15 protein-coding genes and 1 tRNA gene are annotated in these 16,802 nt (G+C 70.2%); 15 read left to right on the top strand and 1 reads right to left on the bottom strand.

The features are described from left to right. Window positions 1–24: 24 nt before the first annotated feature. The 3 genes from ABZ857_RS41475 (at window position 25) to ABZ857_RS41465 (ending at window position 1,772) form a co-directional block, all read left to right on the top strand. Window positions 25–660, top strand: a complete 636-nt coding sequence (locus tag ABZ857_RS41475) for a histidine phosphatase family protein (protein ID WP_357055546.1) — start codon at window positions 25–27, stop codon at window positions 658–660. Window positions 661–751: 91 nt separating this feature from the next. Next, window positions 752–824: transfer RNA gene (locus ABZ857_RS41470), tRNA-Ala, on the top strand. 144 nt (window positions 825–968) lie between these two features. Further along, complete coding sequence (locus ABZ857_RS41465; protein ID WP_357055543.1) at window positions 969–1,772, top strand: hypothetical protein; 804 nt, start codon at window positions 969–971, stop codon at window positions 1,770–1,772. A gap of 16 nt (window positions 1,773–1,788) precedes the next feature. On the opposite strand, the gene ABZ857_RS41460 is transcribed toward ABZ857_RS41465, so the two are convergent. Further along, entirely contained in the window at window positions 1,789–3,174 is a 1,386-nt protein-coding gene (locus ABZ857_RS41460) for a hypothetical protein (RefSeq protein ID WP_357055540.1), read from the bottom strand. Window positions 3,175–3,317: 143 nt separating this feature from the next. Here ABZ857_RS41460 and ABZ857_RS41455 point away from each other — a divergent pair, with 143 nt between their 5' ends. The 12 genes from ABZ857_RS41455 to ABZ857_RS41400 all read left to right on the top strand — a co-directional run. Continuing rightward, window positions 3,318–4,412 carry a glutamate--cysteine ligase gene (locus tag ABZ857_RS41455; RefSeq protein WP_357055537.1) on the top strand — a complete coding sequence of 365 codons (1,095 nt, stop codon included), beginning with the start codon at window positions 3,318–3,320 and terminating at the stop codon, window positions 4,410–4,412. A gap of 75 nt (window positions 4,413–4,487) precedes the next feature. Beyond that, window positions 4,488–4,841, top strand: coding sequence for a hypothetical protein (locus ABZ857_RS41450; protein ID WP_079320999.1), 354 nt, complete (start codon window positions 4,488–4,490; stop codon window positions 4,839–4,841). Next, entirely contained in the window at window positions 4,838–5,224 is a 387-nt protein-coding gene (locus ABZ857_RS41445; protein WP_357055534.1) for a hypothetical protein, read from the top strand. The genes ABZ857_RS41450 and ABZ857_RS41445 overlap by 4 nt, the downstream gene beginning before the upstream one ends. Before the next feature lie 155 nt (window positions 5,225–5,379). Then, window positions 5,380–6,726: an MFS transporter gene (locus ABZ857_RS41440; protein WP_357055531.1), complete on the top strand. Its 1,347-nt coding sequence runs from the start codon at window positions 5,380–5,382 to the stop codon at window positions 6,724–6,726. A 73-nt stretch (window positions 6,727–6,799) separates the two neighbouring features. Beyond that, window positions 6,800–7,462 (top strand): SRPBCC family protein, encoded by a 663-nt coding sequence (locus ABZ857_RS41435; RefSeq protein ID WP_357055528.1) that lies wholly within the window; start codon window positions 6,800–6,802, stop codon window positions 7,460–7,462. A 149-nt stretch (window positions 7,463–7,611) separates the two neighbouring features. Then, the gene (locus ABZ857_RS41430; protein WP_357055525.1) at window positions 7,612–8,406 is read left to right on the top strand and encodes a dienelactone hydrolase family protein; all 795 of its coding nucleotides are present in this window, start codon (window positions 7,612–7,614) and stop codon (window positions 8,404–8,406) included. 365 nt (window positions 8,407–8,771) lie between these two features. After that, on the top strand, window positions 8,772–9,752 hold the full coding sequence (locus ABZ857_RS41425) for a LacI family DNA-binding transcriptional regulator (RefSeq protein ID WP_357055522.1): 981 nt from the start codon (window positions 8,772–8,774) through the stop codon (window positions 9,750–9,752). Between the two features lie 102 nt (window positions 9,753–9,854). Next, window positions 9,855–10,946, top strand: a complete 1,092-nt coding sequence (gene chvE, locus ABZ857_RS41420) for a multiple monosaccharide ABC transporter substrate-binding protein (RefSeq protein WP_357055519.1) — start codon at window positions 9,855–9,857, stop codon at window positions 10,944–10,946. Window positions 10,947–10,971: 25 nt separating this feature from the next. After that, window positions 10,972–12,507, top strand: coding sequence for a multiple monosaccharide ABC transporter ATP-binding protein (mmsA, locus tag ABZ857_RS41415; RefSeq protein ID WP_357055516.1), 1,536 nt, complete (start codon window positions 10,972–10,974; stop codon window positions 12,505–12,507). Further along, window positions 12,504–13,706: a multiple monosaccharide ABC transporter permease gene (gene mmsB, locus ABZ857_RS41410; protein WP_357055513.1), complete on the top strand. Its 1,203-nt coding sequence runs from the start codon at window positions 12,504–12,506 to the stop codon at window positions 13,704–13,706. The genes mmsA and mmsB overlap by 4 nt, the downstream gene beginning before the upstream one ends. A 251-nt stretch (window positions 13,707–13,957) precedes the next feature. After that, window positions 13,958–14,368, top strand: a complete 411-nt coding sequence (locus ABZ857_RS41405) for a hypothetical protein (RefSeq protein WP_357055510.1) — start codon at window positions 13,958–13,960, stop codon at window positions 14,366–14,368. Window positions 14,369–14,898: 530 nt separating this feature from the next. Continuing rightward, on the top strand, window positions 14,899–16,802 hold a 1,904-nt coding region (locus tag ABZ857_RS41400; RefSeq protein ID WP_357055508.1), incomplete at its 3' end, for a DUF222 domain-containing protein.

The raw sequence follows: 16,802 nt of genomic DNA, 5'->3' as shown, positions 1-16,802 counted from the left end.
GAACGCCATCATCGGGGCGGCGCGATGAGCCGTCGCCTCGTCTGCCTGCGGCACGGGCAGACGCTGTGGAACGTCGAGAAGCGCTTCCAGGGACACACCGACATCGCATTGGACGAGACCGGCGTCGCGCAGGCGGCCCGGGCGGCCTCCCTGCTCGCGGCCCTGCGGCCGACCATGCTCGTCTCCTCGGACCTGCGGCGCGCGTACGACACCGCCGCGGCCCTCGGCCGGCTCACCGGCCTCGACGTCGCCGTGGACAAGGACCTGCGTGAGCGCGGCGGCGGCGAGTGGGAGGGTCTGACCCGCGACGAGATCAGGGCGGGCTGGCCGGTCGAGTACGAGGCGTGGGAGGCCCCCGGCGGCGAGGACGTGGCGCACGTCGCCGACCGCGTCGCCGAGGCGATCGGGCGCTGGGCGTCCCGCCTCGACGAGGACGGCCTGCTGGTCGTCGCCTCGCACGGCGCCGCGCTGCGGCTCGGCATCTGCCGGCTGCTCGGGCTGCCGCAGGAGCTGTGGTCGGCGCTCGGCAGCCTGGGCAACTGCTCGTGGTCGGTGCTGGAGGAGGGCCGCCGCGGCTGGCGCCTGCTGGAGCACAACGCGGGCACGCTCCCGGAGCCGATCAGCAGCGACGACAGCCCCGCCGCCACCGCCGACGGCTGAGACGTGTGTGGCCGGTGACGATTAGGTAAACGGAAGGGCATACCTATATGCTCTCCGAGCGCCGCGCCGGGAGCACCCGGGGCGGTGGCAAGGGGCTATAGCGCAGCTGGTAGCGCACCTCCATGGCATGGAGGGGGTCTGGGGTTCGAGTCCCCATAGCTCCACCCACCACGGCTGGAACTTTCACGCTCGTCTCTCGCATGACCTGCGGTCCCACTCAGGGCCGGGACGCGGACGTTGACTCGCCTCCAACCGCTGCCTGACTCTCGTCGTCGGATGCCTGGATCCCCTGCGATTGGACAACCGGCATGAGACGTCACAGTGCTCTCCTCCTCGCGGCCGCCGTGGCGGGCTCGACCGTCACCGCCGTCACCGCCGTCACCCCGGCGCAGGCGGCGGCGTGGGAGACGGTCGTCGACACCGGGTCGTTCTCCAGCTACTCCGCTCTGGAGTCGGAGTGGAACTACCTGTATCCGTGGGGGTCCGACCACAACGGCTCCGCCCGGATGTACGGCTCGTCCAGTGACCACAACCACATCTCGCTGTCCGGCGGGGTGCTGACGCTGACGGCCACCAGGATCACCTGGGACGAGGGGACCAGCACCGCGAACCCGCACCCGGCCATCCACTACCACTCCGGCGCCATCCACGCCCGCGATCAGGTCGTGGTGAACGACCAGTTCCCCAACTGGGAGGTCAAGGGCGACTTCCAGGCGCCGTCGGCCCGGGGGACCTGGCCGGCCTTCTGGCTGACCGGCGTCAACAGCTGGCCGCCGGAAAGCGACATCCTGGAGTTCAAGGGCGACGGCCGCAACTGGTTCAACACGTTCCGCACCTCGTCCGACGTGGACAGCACGGTCGTGGGCGTGTCGTCGCCCGGCTCCTGGCACACCTACCGCGCGTGGATCACCAAGGTGAGCGCCACGGACGTGGACATCCACTACTACATCGACGGCCAGTGGAAGGCCGTCCACCACGCCCGTGGCTTCGTCGGCAAGCCGATGTGGCTGATCATCAATCTGCAGATGGAGGGCTCGTCCGGCTCCCCGGGCCCGAGCGGGAGCACCTACTACCGGGCCCGCAACGTCTACGTCGGCCGCTCGCGCGCCTGACGCGGGCGTCGGAGGATCACAGGCTCTTGAGGTAGGCGAGCGAGGGCATGAAAAAGTACTCGCCGCCCTTCATCGTCACGGTCTGGGGCACCTGGTGCTGGGGGCCGCTGAGCTTCGTGCTGCCCCACGCCTTCGGATAGCGCACCTTGACATCCCGCTTGCCCTGGCCGATCACGGGGTCGTGGCCGGTGCCCCCGGCCGGGAAGTCGGCGTTGTCGGCCCAGGTCTGCTGGGTGAACTCGAACTGGCCCTGCAGGCTGGAGTTGAACGCCATGAACAGCAGGCCCACGCCGCCGGTCGGCCGGGTCGTCGCGGGCGCGTCGTCCCACGGCTTGTCGGTGCGCCTGCCGTACGTCTGGCCGCGCCGGGCCATCATGACGCCGAGCGTGCGCTCCAGGCCGCCGTCCCGAGAGTCCCGGGGGTTGGCCTTGCGGATGTGCGAGCTCACCGGGCACTTGGACCCGGGGTCGTCGCGGTAGCTGAAGTCGTTCTGCACCGGGTGGCCCTCGGAGCTCGGCTTGCCGTGCAGCCGCAGCGGGGTGCCGTTGCGGAACCGGCCCACCAGCATCGCGCCCGCGAGCGGCCGGTCGTCTCCCTTCAGGCCGAGCGCGTCGGCGAGGGCCTCCTCGGCCTCGCGGAACGCGCGGACGTTCTGTTCCAGCTTGCGCAGGACGAGGTAGCTGCCGAAGTGCCGGCTCGGGTGGGGAGCGAGGGGGTCGGGGACGAGCACGTGGCTCAGCGGGAAGAAGGGGTTCCAGTTGGTGCCGGACTCGGCGGCCACCTGGTCTGCGAGGAACAGCGGCTGGCTGCGGCCGTCCACGTAGCCGAAGTGCTCGATGCCCCGGCCCTGGGCGTCGCGCAGGCCCTCGCCCTTCTCCTCACCGACGATCTTCGCGGTCTTCGGCAGCAGCGCGAGGACGCGCTCGCGGGTGGTGGCGACCGGCTCCGGCGTGGCGTCGCCGATCAGCACGATCGCATGGATCTCCTCCTGGTAGTGCTTCTCCCAGGAGCCGACCGCCGGGTCGCTCAACGTGTCCTTGCGCCGCTTCATCCCCGACTTGAACGCGTTGTCGGTGAATTTGGTGGTGGATTCGCCCAGTTTCAGATAGCCGATTTTGCTGATACCGACGCCCACGTACGGCGTGCCGGCTTTCTTCGAGCGGTTGAAGTCGCGGACCTCCTCCAGGTGCTTCCTGGCCGATTTCATCAGCGGCACGAGGGAGCGCAGGAAGCGCCTGCCGTCCGGGCCGTCGCCGAAGTGCACGAGCAGCAGGGACATGCTTTCCCTCACGTGCGCCTGCAGGATGTTCGGCTGCAGGTTGTCGAGCATGGCCTTGGTGTCGGCGTCGAGCTTCGCCGAATCCCATGCGAGTGGCTTGCCGTTGGACAGGTCGACCGGCATGTCGAATCCTTCCCCGTAGTGGAAATGTCGGGCCCCCACCGATAAGAGCCATCATCCATGGAAAAAGTTCGGTGCGCTCCGACTTTGCTCAACGCGACGGGCCAGGTGAGGCCTGTTCCGCACCACCGGGGTAGTGGTCGGTCATGACGAAGAGACGGCCTGTCGGCGTTGAAGAGGAGTTCCTTGTCGTCGATCTCGAGACCCGGCGGCTGACGCCGCTGGCGGAGTCGATGCTGGAGCGGCTGCCGGACGAGGGGTTCGCGGCCGAACTGCAGCGGTCGGTGGTGGAGACCAACAGCACCCCGATGGAGGACCTGGGCGACGTACGGGCCGAGATCGTGCGGCTGCGCCAAGCGCTCGTGTCGGCCGGTGAGCCGCTGGGGGTGGGCGTGATCGCCGCCGGCACCACCCCGATCACCGGCATCGAGGGCTACACGTTCACCCCGGGGGAGCGCTACCGCTACCTGTCGGAGTCCTACCGGTTCCTCGCCCAGGAGCAGCTCATCTGCGGGGCGCAGGTGCACGTGGAGATCGACGACAGGGACGTGGCGGTGCTCGCCGCGCAGCGCGTGGAGGCGTGGCTTCCCCCGTTGCTCGCGCTCAGCGCCAGCTCGCCGTACTGGATGGACGAGGACAGCGGCTATGCCAGCAGCCGGGCGCTGAGCTGGCAGCGCTGGCCGACGGCAGGCCCGCTCGGCCCGTTCGCCGACGCCGGCGAGTACGACAGGACGGCCGAGGACCTGGTCGCCTCCGGCGTCATCGAGGACCGGGGCATGGTCTACTTCGACATCCGGCTCAGCGCCCATGTGCCGACGGTGGAGATGCGCGTCTGCGACTCCTGCCCGCTCGCGGACGACGTGGTGCTGCTGGCGGGGCTCTTCCGCGCCCTCATGACCAGGGAGACGGAGGCCGTGGAGCGGGGCGAGCCGCCGGCCGGCGAGCAGCGTCTCGCGCTGCTGCGGGCGGCCAACTGGCGGGCGGCCCGTGACGGGCTGGAGGGCGACCTGCTGTCGCCGGTGACGAGCCGGCCGGCGCCGGCCCCGCGGATCATCGCCTGGATGCTGGAGGAGCTGCGGCCGACCCTTGAGGAGCTGGGCGACTGGGAGATCGTCTCGGAGCTCGCCGACGCCGCGTTGCGCCGGGGCAGCTCCGCCTCGCGCCAGCGGGGGGCGTACGCGGTCAACGGGAAGCCGGAGGACGCGGTCGACCTGCTGCTCGCCGAGACCCGGCAGAGCTAGGAGGGCGTGCGGCGGGGCGGGCGTGCGGGCCGATACCCTACTGGCCATGTCTGCGATCCCCGCCCCGAGCGCGGCATGAACGGCGCCTACTCGGGCTGGCTGATCGGCGCCGCCCTGCTGCTGGCGCTCGTCGGTGTCGTCACCGCCGTACGGGACCGGCCGATGGGGCCGGTGCTGCTGGCCGGGCTGGGACTGCTGGAGCTCGCCGTGCTCGCGCAGGCGGGCTTCGCCCTCGCCGGGCTCGGCCACGTGGTGGAGAAGGCGACGTTCATCGGCTACCTGGCGGGCACCGTGGTGATCCCGCCCGCCGCCATGTGGTGGGGCAGGGCGGAGCGTACGCGCTGGGGACCTGGGGTCATCGCCGTGGCCGCCTTCACCGTGGCCGTCATGACCGGGCGGCTGCTGCAGATCTGGAACGCGGGCGCATGAGCGCCCCTTCCAGCACAGGGCCGGGACGCGTGCTCGTGGCCGTGTACGGGATCTTCGCGCTGGCCGCGACCTCCCGCGCCGCCGTGCAGATCGCCACGCGGTTCGCCGAGGCGCCGCTGGCGTACGTGCTGTCGGCGTTCGCCGGAGTGGTCTACATCGTGCTCACGGTGGCGCTGGCCCGGGGCGCCCGGCGCGTCGCGGTGGCTGCCTGCCTGGTCGAGCTGGCCGGGGTGCTGGTCGTCGGCACGCTGAGCCTGGCGGACTCCGCCGCGTTCCCGGAGGCCACCGTGTGGTCGGGGTACGGCAGCGGGTACGGCTTCGTGCCGCTCGTGCTGCCCGTGATCGGCCTGCTGTGGCTGCTGCGCGGCGTCCGGCGTTCGTAACGAGTTCTCCGAAGCTGGAACAAAAGAGAGCTATGAGGGCTTTGGTATGGTGTCAATCGTAGGATGACTGGATGAGGGGAGATGTTGCGGCGATGAGTGCCGTCGGGACGCGGAGGGGCGTGCTCCGAGCACCATGGAGAGCACAAGGCGGATCGATGGCATGGCTGATCGCCGGGGGCATCGCCCTCGCCGCGCTGAACCTGCGCACCGCGGTGACGAGCGTGGGGACCGTCCTCGACGAGGTGAGCGCGGGACTGGGCATGTCGGGGGCGATGACGGGGCTCCTCACCACGCTGCCGGTGATGAGCTTCGCCCTGTTCGGCGCCCTGACGCCGGCCATGTCCCGCAGGATGGGGGAGCACAGGCTGCTGCTGGCCGCGATCGTCCTGCTCGCGATGGGGCAGGCGGTGCGCTCCCTCGTCGACTCGGCCGTGCCGTTCATGGCGGCCAGCGCGGTCGCGCTGGCGGGCGGCGCGGTCGGCAACGTCGTCATCCCCGCGCTGATCAAGAGGCACTTCCCGCGGCGGGCGGGTGCGATGACCACCGTCTACTCGACGGCCCTCGCGGCCGGGACGATGGTCGCCGCCGCGGCGACCGTTCCCGTGCAGCAGGCCGCGGGAGGCAACTGGCACGTGGCACTCGGGGTGTGGGCGGCGCTGGCCGCCGTGGCCGCGATTCCGTGGCTCGCGCTCAGGCGCGGTGAGCCGGAGCGGCGCGACACATCCGCGAGGGCCGGAGCCGACGGCCTCCTGCGCAGCAGGCTCGCCTGGGCCGTGGCCGGATACTTCGGCTCGCAGTCGCTCATCGCGTACGTGATGTTCGGCTGGCTGCCGCTGCTGCTGCGGGACAACGGCTACACGGCGGGCCAGGCCGGCCTGGTCCTCGCCGTGTTCACCGGGCTCGGGATCCCCGTCTCCATGGCGGTGCCGGCGCTCGCGACCCGGCTGTCCGGCCAGCGCCCGCTGGTGATCGCCTTCGCCGTCCTGTACGCGGCCGGCTTCGCGGGCCTGCTCACCGGGCAGGCGCTGTGGGCGTGGTCGCTCCTCGTGGCCGTCGGCGGGGGCACGTTCCCGCTCGCGCTGGCGATGCTGGCCATGCGGACCCGCACGGCGGCGGGCACCGCCGCGCTGTCCGCCTTCGGGCAGAGCGCCGGATATCTCATCGCGGGCGCCGGACCGATCACGTTCGGCCTGCTCCACCAGGTGAGCGGCGGGTGGGCGCTGCCGTTCGGGCTGCTGTTCGCCGCGCTCGCCGTACAGGTGGTCACCGGCTGGTACGCGGCGGCCGACCGCACCCTGGAAGACGAGACTCCGTCCGTGCCCGGTGGGCGGCGGGACGACCACGTCTCGCGGGGGGTGCGCGACCTCGTCGCGGGACGGGTGCGCAGGTCGGCCGAGAAGGCGCGGCGGGCGCGGTCGGGCGACGGGGGCAACGCGGGCCGGCCGCGCCTGGCCCGTCCGGCCGGACGCCACGAGAAGCGCCGCAGGTCGGCCTCCCGCTGAGGCCGCGCACCTGGGTTTACGTCCTCCTCTCAGGGCAGGCGTACTGCACAAGCCCACGAGAGAAGGAGGAGGCATGAGCTCGATCGAACAGTCCGTCGATGTGAATGTCCCGATCCGCACCGCGTACAACCAGTGGACGCAGTTCGAGAGCTTCCCGGAGTTCATGGAGGGCGTGGAGTCGGTCAAGCAGATCGGCGACACGCGCACCGACTGGGTCGTCGAGATCGCGGGCGTCCGCCGCGAGTTCGAGGCGGAGATCACCGAGCAGCACCCCGACGAGCGAGTGGCCTGGCGCTCGGTGGACACGCCGCGGCAGGCGGGCGTCGTCACCTTCCATCGGATCGACGACAACACGACCCGCGTCACGCTGCAGATGGAGTACGACCCCGAGGGCTTCCTGGAGAAGGCCGCGGACGCCCTGCAGATCGTCCGCATGCGGGTCAAGGGCGACCTGGAGCGTTTCAAGACCTTCATCGAGTCGCGCGGCGGCGAGACCGGCGGCTGGCGCGGCGACGTGCCCGGCCCGCACCAGCAGGGCGGCACGGGCACCGGCGGCTCCGGAACGGGATACGACATCGGTGAGCCGATGCCGCCCCGGACCGTGAACCCCGACTATCCGCGCGAGACGCCGCTGCCGCCGCCCGGCCCCGGCCCGATTCCGCCCGCTCCCGGCACGGCTCCCGCCCCCGGCACCGGCCCGGTGCCGCCGCGTGACACGCCCGGTCCGGTGATCTGATCCAGGCATCGAGGCCCGTCTCCCGCCGATCGGGAGACGGGCTTGTTATATGCGAGAGATCAAAAATTTATTTTGCTCTGATATGATGTGAAATCTGTCTTATAGCCTCACGGGCGTACCCAATGAGTTCAGTGAAAGGGACATCGCCCGTGTGTTACGAACCCGACGCCGTGCCGCCTGTCTACGGTTCTCCGGTCACGACCGTCACATCCGAGCGCCTCGTGCTGACCTCGGCCGACGGGGCGAGGTTCGCGGCCTTTGTGTCCCGCCCCGGCCGCCCGTCCGGTCCGGCGGTGCTCGTCCTGCCGGACAACCGGGGACTGTCGGGATTCTACGAGCGCCTCACAGAACGGCTCGCCGAGCAGGGGCACACCGCGCTCGCCATCGACTATTTCGGGCGTACGGCCGGGACCGATCCGCGCTCCGGCAGCGACTTCCCGTTCATGGAGCACCTGGGCAGGGCGCACAAGGACACGCTGTTCGCCGACATCGCCGCCGGCGCCGCGCACCTACGGGCCGAGGGGGGCGAGGAGGTCGTCTCGCTCGGCTTCTGCTTCGGCGGCAGGCTCGCGTTCATGACGGCCCTGCCCGCCTTCGGGCTCGCCGGCACCATCGGCCTGTACGGATATCCGGACGTGCTGCTCGGCAAACCCGGCCCCACCCAGATGGCGGGCGAGCTGCGCGGGCCGATCCTGGGGTTGTTCGGCGGCGCGGACGAGGGCATCTCCCCCGAGGTGGTGCGCGCGTTCGGCGAGGCGCTGGAAGGCGCGGGCGTCGCGCACGAGTTCGTCACCTATCCGGGAGCGCCGCACAGCTTCTTCGAGCTGGGCCGCCCGGAGCTGGCCGAGGCCTGCGCCGACGCCTGGTCGCGCATCCTCGGCTTCCTGAAGCGGACAGCCCGAGGCGACCTGACCTCGCCTCGGGCTGCCACGATGCAAGACTAAGCCTTCCGGCTCCGGCCGCGCGCACCGGCACCCCCGAAAGTGCCTGAATGGTGATGCGGCGAGCCGTACGACACGTTACCGTGCCCGCGTGACAGTGATCGTCTCTCCACCGCCCGCCCGCCGGCCCTGTCACGTCAAGGGAATGGGAGCTGTTAGCGATACCATCTTCTGGGCGGTGTGTATACGCGGTCACCAGGCGGAACGTTCCTCACTGGGCTCGTGACGCAACAGTGATCACGTCAGTATTGACACGGCTCGCTGTTATCGCAAACACTCAGGAAACCTGATCGATACGAGCGGGGACGCGGCGGATGACAAAGGTCCGGCCTGGAGAGAGCCCGGCCGAACGCCCGAAGGCGGCGGTCATGGAAGACGTCGCGGAGCTGGCAGGAGTGTCGGCGATGACGGTGTCGAGAGTGCTGAACGCCCCGGAGAAGGTGCGCCCGGAGACCCGGGCGCGCGTCCTCGCGGCGGTCCGCGAGCTCGACTACCGGCCCAATTCGGCGGCGCGGGTCCTGGTGACCGGCCGCTCGGGCGTGCTGGGGGTCGTGTGCTTCGACACCACCCTGTACGGCCCGGCCTCCACGCTTTTCGGCATCGAGCAGGCGGCCAGGGACAGCGACTACCTGGTCAGCATCGCCAGCCTGCCCGCGCTCAACCGCAGCTGGATCACCCGGGGAATCGACCGCCTGCGGTCCCAGTCCGTGGACGGGGTCATCGTCGTCGCGCCGCACGAGTCGGCCGCCGAGGGGCTGCGGAACCTTCCTCCGGGCCTCCCGGTGGTCGACGTCGGCGGGGGAACGGACCTGCCGGTGCCGGTGGCGGCGGTGGACCAGTTCACCGGCGCCGCCCGCGCCACCCGCCACCTGCTCAGCCTCGGTCACCGCACCGTGTGGCATGTGTCCGGGCCGCCCAACTGGATCGACGCGAACGGCCGGGTGGACGGCTGGCGTTCGGTGCTGGAGGCGGAGGGCAGGGAGGTTCCCGAGCCGCTGGTCGGCGACTGGACCGCCCACTCCGGCTACGAGATCGGCAAGCGGCTCGCCCGTGAGCCCGATGTGACGGCGATCTTCGTGGCCAACGACCACATGGCGATGGGCGTGCTGCGGGCCCTGCGGGAGACGGGCCGGCGGGTGCCCGAGGACGTGAGCGTCGTCGGGTTCGACGACGTCCCCGAGGCGGCCTACTTCTGGCCGCCGCTGACGACCGTACGGCAGAACTTCGGCGAGGTCGGCCGGCAGGCGTTCCAGCTCCTGCTGGACCGCATCGCCGGCGCGGAAGGCGAGGCGAGGCGCATGGTGGAGCCCGAACTCGTGGTGAGGGAGAGCACCGGCGTGAGCCCCTAGAAAAGCTTCCGCCCGGCCGCAGAGCCGGGCGGAAAGCCGCGTCCCGCCGGTCTAGGCCCCCGGCGGGACGCGCGGAACAACCATTCCAAAGGAGATTGTCTCATGCGCAGACTCATGGGTGCGCTGGTGGGGGCGTTGTGCCTGCTGCTGGCGGCCGGCTGCGGCAGTTCTGGTAACGGCGGCGACTCGACCGCAGGCGGGGACAAGGGAACGGTGGGCATCGCGATGCCCACCAAGTCGTCCGAACGGTGGGTCAAGGACGGCGACAACATGGTCCAGCAGTTCAAGGCGCTGGGCTACGACACCGACCTGCAGTACGCCGAGGACGTGGTGGAGACCCAGGTCTCCCAGGTCGAGAACATGATCACCAAGGGTGTGAAGGTGCTCGTCGTCGCGGCCGTGGACGGCGCCGCCCTCACCGACGTGCTGCAGCAGGCGGCCGACCAGAAGATCCCCGTCATCGCCTACGACCGGCTGCTGATGAAGACCCCCAACGTGGACTACTACGCCACGTTCGACAACTTCCAGGTCGGCGTGCAGCAGGCGAGCTACATCGAGGACAAGCTCGGCCTCAAGGACGGCAAGGGGCCGTTCAACATCGAGCTGTTCGCCGGCTCCCCCGACGACAACAACACCGTCTTCTTCTTCAACGGCGCCATGTCGGTGCTCAAGCCGTACCTGGACTCCGGCAAGCTGGTCGTGCGCAGCGGGCAGACGAAGATGGAGCAGGTCGCGACGCTGCGCTGGGACGGCGCCACCGCCCAGGCCCGCATGGACAACCTGCTGAGCGCCAACTACACCTCGGAGAAGATCGACGCCGTGCTCTCGCCGTACGACGGGATCAGCATCGGGATCATCTCCGCGCTCAAGAGCGTCGGGTACGGCTCGGCGGGCAAGCCGCTGCCGATCATCACCGGGCAGGACGCCGAGCTGGCCTCGGTGAAGTCGATCATCGCGGGCGAGCAGACGCAGACCGTCTACAAGGACACCCGCGAGCTGGCCAAGGTGGCGGCCTCGATGGCCGACGCCGTCGTGCAGGGCAAGAAGCCCGAGGTCAACAACACCGACAGCTACAACAACGGCGTCAAGACGGTGCCGTCCTACCTGCTGAAGCCCGTGTCGGTCGACAAGGACAACTACAAGCAGGTGCTGGTCGACGGCGGCTACTACACCGAGGCACAGCTCAGCAGCTGAGCCGCTGGTTGTGAAAGGGGCTGGGATGCCCGACCACATCCTCCGCATGCGGGGGATCATCAAGGAGTTTCCCGGTGTCCGCGCGCTCGACGACGTGAACTTCGACGTCGAGCGCGGCACCGTCCACGCCCTCGTGGGAGAGAACGGCGCCGGGAAGTCCACGCTGATGAAGGTGCTCAGCGGGGTCTACCCGCACGGGACCTACGAGGGGGAGATCCTCCTCGACGACCGGCCCTGCGCGTTCAGAGGACTGCGGCACAGCGAGGCCGCCGGCATCGTCATCATCCACCAGGAGCTGGCGCTGGTGCCCGGCATGTCCATCGCGGAGAACGTCTTCCTCGGCAACGAGCGGTCACGGCGCGGCGTCATCGACTGGCACGCCACGTCGGTCGAGACCGTGCGCCTGCTGGAGAAGGTCGGCCTGCGCGAGGACCCGGACACGCCGGTGAGCGGTCTCGGCGTGGGCAAGCAGCAGCTCGTCGAGATCGCCAAGGCGCTGGCGAAGGACGTGAAGCTGCTCATCCTCGACGAGCCGACCGCCGCGCTCAACGAGGCCGACAGCGAGAACCTGCTGCAGCTCCTGCGGGACCTGCGCGACCACGGCATCACCTCGATCCTCATCTCGCACAAGCTGAACGAGGTGATGGCAGTGGCCGACGCGATCACGATCCTGCGGGACGGCCGGACGATCGAGACGCTCACGGTCGCCGACGGGGTGGACGAGGACCGCGTCATCAGGGGCATGGTGGGGCGGGACCTCGACCACCGCTACCCGCCCCGCACCCCGGAGATCGGCGAGGTGCTGTTCGAGATCGTGGGGTGGAACGTCTTCCACCCCACGGTGCCCGACCGGCAGGTCGTCCGCGACGCGAGTCTCACCGTACGGCGCGGTGAGATCGTCGGCGTGGCCGGGCTCATGGGCGCCGGCCGCACCGAACTGGCGATGAGCGTCTTCGGCCGCTCGTACGGCGCGCGGATCAGCGGCACCGTCCGCAAGGAGGGCCGCGAGCTGCACCTGGCGACCGTCGGCGACGCCATCGCGGCCGGCCTGGCGTACGTCACCGAGGACCGCAAGGAGCTCGGCCTGCTGCTGGAGGAGGACATCCGGCGCAACGTCACGCTGGCGAACCTGCACCGGGTGGCGCGGCGGTCGGTCATCGACCTGCACAGGGAGGTGGCCGACGCCGAGGGGTTCGTCGACCGGCTGCGGATCAAGGCGCCCGGCGTGTTCGCCAAGACCGGCAACCTCAGCGGCGGCAACCAGCAGAAGGTCGTGCTGAGCAAGTGGATGTACACCGACCCCGACGTGCTCATCCTCGACGAGCCCACGCGCGGCATCGACGTGGGCGCGAAGTACGAGATCTACTCCATCATCCAGCGGCTCGCCGCCGAGGGTAAGGGCGTGCTGCTGATCTCCTCGGAGCTGCCCGAGCTCCTCGGCATGTGCGACCGGATCTACGTGATGAGCCAGGGGCGGATCACCGGTGAGCTCGAGCGGCGGGAAGCGACACAGGAGGCCGTCATGAGGCTGATGACCAACACCCCGGCGGTGGCCCGATGACCCTCGTGGACCGCCCGGCGACCGCCCCCGCGTCCTCCGGTGGGCAGGCCGGTCTGCGCCTGCGGGGGAACCTGCGGCAGTACGGAATGATCGCCGCGCTGGTCGTCATCGTTGTGCTGTTCGAGATCCTGACCGACGGCATCCTGCTCAAGCCGCTCAACGTCACCAACCTGATCATGCAGAACGGCTACGTGCTCGTACTGGCCATCGGCATGATGCTGGTGATCATCAACAGGGAGATCGACCTGTCGGTCGGCTCGGTGGCGGCCTTCGTCGGCGCGGTCACCGGGGTGGCGATCGTGAACTGGGGCCTGCCGTGGCCGGTGGTCGTGCTCGCCGCGCTCGCCACCGGCGGGCTGATCGGCGCCTTCCAGGGCTTCTGGGTGGCGTACGCCCGCATCCCCTCGTTCATCGTCACGCTCGGCGGCATGCTGCTGTTCCGCGGGCTCAGCATGGTCGTGCTGCAGGGACAGTCCATCGCGCCGTTCCCCACCGGGTTCCGGCAGCTGGGGTCGGGCTTCGTGCCCGAGTTCGGCGCAGGCGACCTGCACCTGGTGACCATCCTGCTCGGCCTCGCCGGGGCGGCGCTGATCGTGTGGAACGACTGGCGCTCGCGCGCACGGCGGCGGGAGTACGGCCTCAGCGTGCCCGCCCTGCGGTGGTTCGCGCTCAAGGCCGTCGCCATCGTCGTCGTGATCGGGGCGTTCACCTGGGTGCTGGCGGTCTATCAGGGGCTGCCGGTCGTGGGCCTCGTGGTGATCGTGCTGACCGTCGGCTACTCGTTCGTCACGACGAGCACGGTGATGGGCCGCCACATCTACGCGGTCGGCGGCAACGAGCGCGCGGCCGCGTTGTCGGGCATCGCGACGAAGAAGACGAAGTTCCTGGTCTTCGTCAACATGGGCGTGCTGGCCGCCCTCGCCGGGCTGATGTTCGCCGCCCGGCTCAACGCGGCCACCCCCAAGGCGGGCACCAACTTCGAGCTCGACGCGATCGCGGCGGCGTTCATCGGCGGCGCCTCCGCCTCAGGCGGCGTGGGCAGCGTCGTCGGCGCCATCGTCGGCGGCTTGGTGATGGGCGTCATGAACAACGGCATGTCCCTGCTCGGCCTCGGCGTCGACTGGCAGCAGGCCATCAAGGGCGGCGTGCTCATGCTGGCCGTGGCCTTCGACGTCTACAACAAGAACAAGGCCAAGTAGGCGCGCGGACGCGTCCCCCCGCCCGTGCCCGCCCGTGCCCGCCCGCGCCCCTCCGGCGGGCGGGCACGGCATGGACGTGACGGGGCGCTGCCGGGGGACGGCTGAGCAGGCGTCGTCGTGCGATATCTCCGGGCGCTCCTGCAACCGCTGTCGTACCAGCGCCGCCGCGTTCCTGTCACTGTGCTGCTGTCACTGTGCTGCTGTCTCCGTGCTGGTGGTCTCCGTGCTGCTGTCACTGTGCTGCTGTCACCGTGCTGGTGGTCTCCGTGCTGGTGGTCTCCGCCTCGATGCCGGCCGTCTACCACCTGCGCGGATACCGCTGCGGCACCGACATCGTCGCGTCGCTGCTCGCGCTGTACTTCGTCGCCCGGTGGTCCGCGCTGGGGCAGGCACTGGTCGTCCGCGTGCTCGTGCTCGCCTCCTGGGCCGACAGTCGGCTGCAGGCCCCGGAGGCGAGCCTCAACTGGGAGATCGCGAGCGCCTGCCGGTGGCCGAGACGCCGTGAAGACGCACATCAACCGTGTGATGGCGAAGTTGAACCTTGTCCAGTCGCACACAGGCTGTCGCCCTCGCCCACGACCACGGACTCGTCAAACCCCGCCACGCGACCGCCTGAGCGGAGGCCACCCGCCGGGACGCTTTTTGGGCGGATTGTCTGGTGACTATAGGCGACAGCGCCCTTCACGAATCTCGGGCTGAATATCAATTGTCCGCAAGGTTCCGTAATTGTCGAGAATCGCCGCCATCTGTAACTCCAACAAATCGAGCTGTGTGGTTGTTGTGGTGATGAGGCCATGAAATAATTCATACAGGTTTTCGAATGGCTTGAGGGGGTGTGATGGATCTGTTCGGGTCGGATGCCGAGCACCCTCGTCGTTCGAATAATGCCGACGGCGACTGGTGGGACCGGTTGATCGCCGATTCCCCTTTGTGGTCGTCCGAGGGTTCGCTCGCCCGCGACGAATGTGCCATTGGTGTTTTTCCGATCGTTGGAATGGAGGGCTCGCAGAGTCCACGCGACGATTCAGCCAATGCCGGGTCTGGTAGTGCCGGGTCTGGTAGTGCCACTGCCGACAGTGCTGCTGGAGACGACGCGGCCGATGACGGCGGTGCTGCTGACGGTGCTGCTGGGGGTGACGCTGCGGATTCCGCTGGCGCGGGTGATCGCCGGAGCCGGTCGTCGTGGGTGCTGGTGGGTTCTCTTCGTGAGTCGGCGCAGGCGCTGGCGTTGGCGGCGGTGCCGGAGGATGTGGACGTCTGTCTGGGTGAGGCTGAGGAGTTGATGTTCGCGCGGGATCGGATCTCGTGTGCGTTGGCTGAGCGGGTGGGGCGGGTGCATCGGGCGGGGCAGGCCAGGCAGCATGGGCATGCCTCCACTCGTAGTTGGCTGCGTACGGCCGGGGGGATGAGTGTGGCGGGGGCGGGGCGCCTGCTGACCCTGGGGGTGGAGCTGGCCCGTCTGCCGGGGGTGCGGGAGGCGTTCGCCGCCGGGAGACTGTCCGCGGGGGTGGTGGAGGCGATCTGCACCGCCACCGCGCAGTTGACTGATGAGCAGGCCGGGTTGGTTGAGCCGATTTTGCTGGAGCTGGCGGGCAGGGCGGGTCCGGCGGAGGTGGCCAAAGCCGGGCGTTATCTGCGTGCGGTGCTGGACCCGGATGGGGAGGAACGCGATGAGCAGGCCGATTACGGGCGGCGGTTTTTGAGGGTCCGCCCCGGCAAGGGCGGTGGGCTGGAGGGGGAGTTCTACCTGCCCCGTGAGGCGGCCGCCCGGCTGCGTGCCCTGTTGGACGCCTATGCCAAACCCAAGGCCGAGGGGGATGACCGTTCGTTGCAGGTCCGCCAGGCCGACGCGCTGATCGCGCTGCTGGAGCAGAAGATCGCCACCGAGCTTCTGGTGCTGGTCAACGCCGAATCCCTCCCCGCCGACCCCGAGGACGCCACCCCCGCCGACAGCACCCAAGCCGACGACACCAGCGACCCCGACACCAGCGCCCCCGGCGACACCAGTGCCAGCGACCCCCGCGACACCGGAAGCGCCGCCGACCCCGATAACGGGCGTGGCGACCAGCCTCCTGCCGGGCACTGGCAGCCAACCGGCGCGCAGCCGGAGGAGGCACAGTCGAAGGGGGCGCAGCCGAGGGAGCCACAGGCGGGGGAGCCGCACCCGAAGGCGTCACCGTCGGGGAAGTCGCAGTCACTGAAGCCGCAGTCACGGGAGCGACGGCCGGATGAGTGGCAGTCGCCCGACCCTCCTCCCGAGGACGCCGCTGCGCGTCACGCCCACGCCGGGCATTGGCCTGCGGGGGACTGGCGGCATGGGCAGGGCACGCCTGGGGACCACGGCGACCTGCGCTGTGGGCACTGCCGCCATGAGCCGGGCCACGATGAGCCGGGCCACCATGAGCCAGGCTGTGAGAGGCCAGGCTGTGAGGGGCCGGGCTGCGTGGAGCAGGGCCGCGAGGGGCCGGGCTGCGTGGAGCCGGGCTGTGCTCAGCACGACGCGGCAGATGGCCGGAGCGCGTGCGGCGGCCAGGCGCGGTGCTCGTCCGGAGCGGCGGGGACACCGGGGACACCGGGGACACCGGGAACGCTGCCGGGCGTGCTGGGCCCAGAGCCGGCAAGGCCACGGGGAACAGCGCCGGGAACACCGGGAACGCCACCAGGGAGCCTGACGGGGGGACTGTCGGCAGGGACGGCACCGGGGACGGCACAGGGGGCAGCGTCACAGGGGGCGGCACAGGGAGCACCACCGGAGACGGCACCGGGGGCGTCACAGGGATCGGCAGCGGAGGCGTCACAGGAGGCGCTGCCGGGGGCGCTGCTGGGGACGGCGGGGACGCTGGGTGCGGTGCCGGGGTTGTTGCTGGCGACCGGGCAGGTGCTGCCGGTCTCCGGCGTGCACCGCCTGGCCCGCACCAGCGCCCTGGTGCGCCTGGTGATGGACGCCGACGGGCAGGTGCTCGACATGGGCCGCAAGGTGCGCCTGGCCACCCCCGCCCAACGGCGGGCGATCTTCGCCCGCTACGCCACCTGCTGGATCGACGGCTGCCCCCTGCCCGCCGCGATGTGCCAGATCGACCACGCCGACAACTGGAG

The organism is Microbispora sp. NPDC046933, from assembly GCF_040644635.1.
Lineage (GTDB): Bacteria > Actinomycetota > Actinomycetes > Streptosporangiales > Streptosporangiaceae > Microbispora.
This window is presented reverse-complemented; position numbering and strand designations above follow the sequence as displayed.

Bases quoted from the DNA above. Each gene is read 5' to 3' on its own strand.
- ABZ857_RS41465 (WP_357055543.1), top strand. From the start codon at position 969: ATGAGACGTCACAGTGCTCTCCTCCTCGCGGCCGCCGTGGCGGGCTCG.
- ABZ857_RS41475 (WP_357055546.1), top strand. From the start codon at position 25: ATGAGCCGTCGCCTCGTCTGCCTGCGGCACGGGCAGACGCTGTGGAAC.
- ABZ857_RS41450 (WP_079320999.1), top strand. From the start codon at position 4,488: ATGAACGGCGCCTACTCGGGCTGGCTGATCGGCGCCGCCCTGCTGCTG.
- ABZ857_RS41460 (WP_357055540.1), bottom strand. From the start codon at position 3,174: ATGCCGGTCGACCTGTCCAACGGCAAGCCACTCGCATGGGATTCGGCG.
- ABZ857_RS41435 (WP_357055528.1), top strand. From the start codon at position 6,800: ATGAGCTCGATCGAACAGTCCGTCGATGTGAATGTCCCGATCCGCACC.
- ABZ857_RS41445 (WP_357055534.1), top strand. From the start codon at position 4,838: ATGAGCGCCCCTTCCAGCACAGGGCCGGGACGCGTGCTCGTGGCCGTG.
- chvE (WP_357055519.1), top strand. From the start codon at position 9,855: ATGCGCAGACTCATGGGTGCGCTGGTGGGGGCGTTGTGCCTGCTGCTG.
- mmsA (WP_357055516.1), top strand. From the start codon at position 10,972: ATGCCCGACCACATCCTCCGCATGCGGGGGATCATCAAGGAGTTTCCC.
- ABZ857_RS41425 (WP_357055522.1), top strand. From the start codon at position 8,772: ATGGAAGACGTCGCGGAGCTGGCAGGAGTGTCGGCGATGACGGTGTCG.
- ABZ857_RS41440 (WP_357055531.1), top strand. From the start codon at position 5,380: ATGGCATGGCTGATCGCCGGGGGCATCGCCCTCGCCGCGCTGAACCTG.
- ABZ857_RS41455 (WP_357055537.1), top strand. From the start codon at position 3,318: ATGACGAAGAGACGGCCTGTCGGCGTTGAAGAGGAGTTCCTTGTCGTC.
- mmsB (WP_357055513.1), top strand. From the start codon at position 12,504: ATGACCCTCGTGGACCGCCCGGCGACCGCCCCCGCGTCCTCCGGTGGG.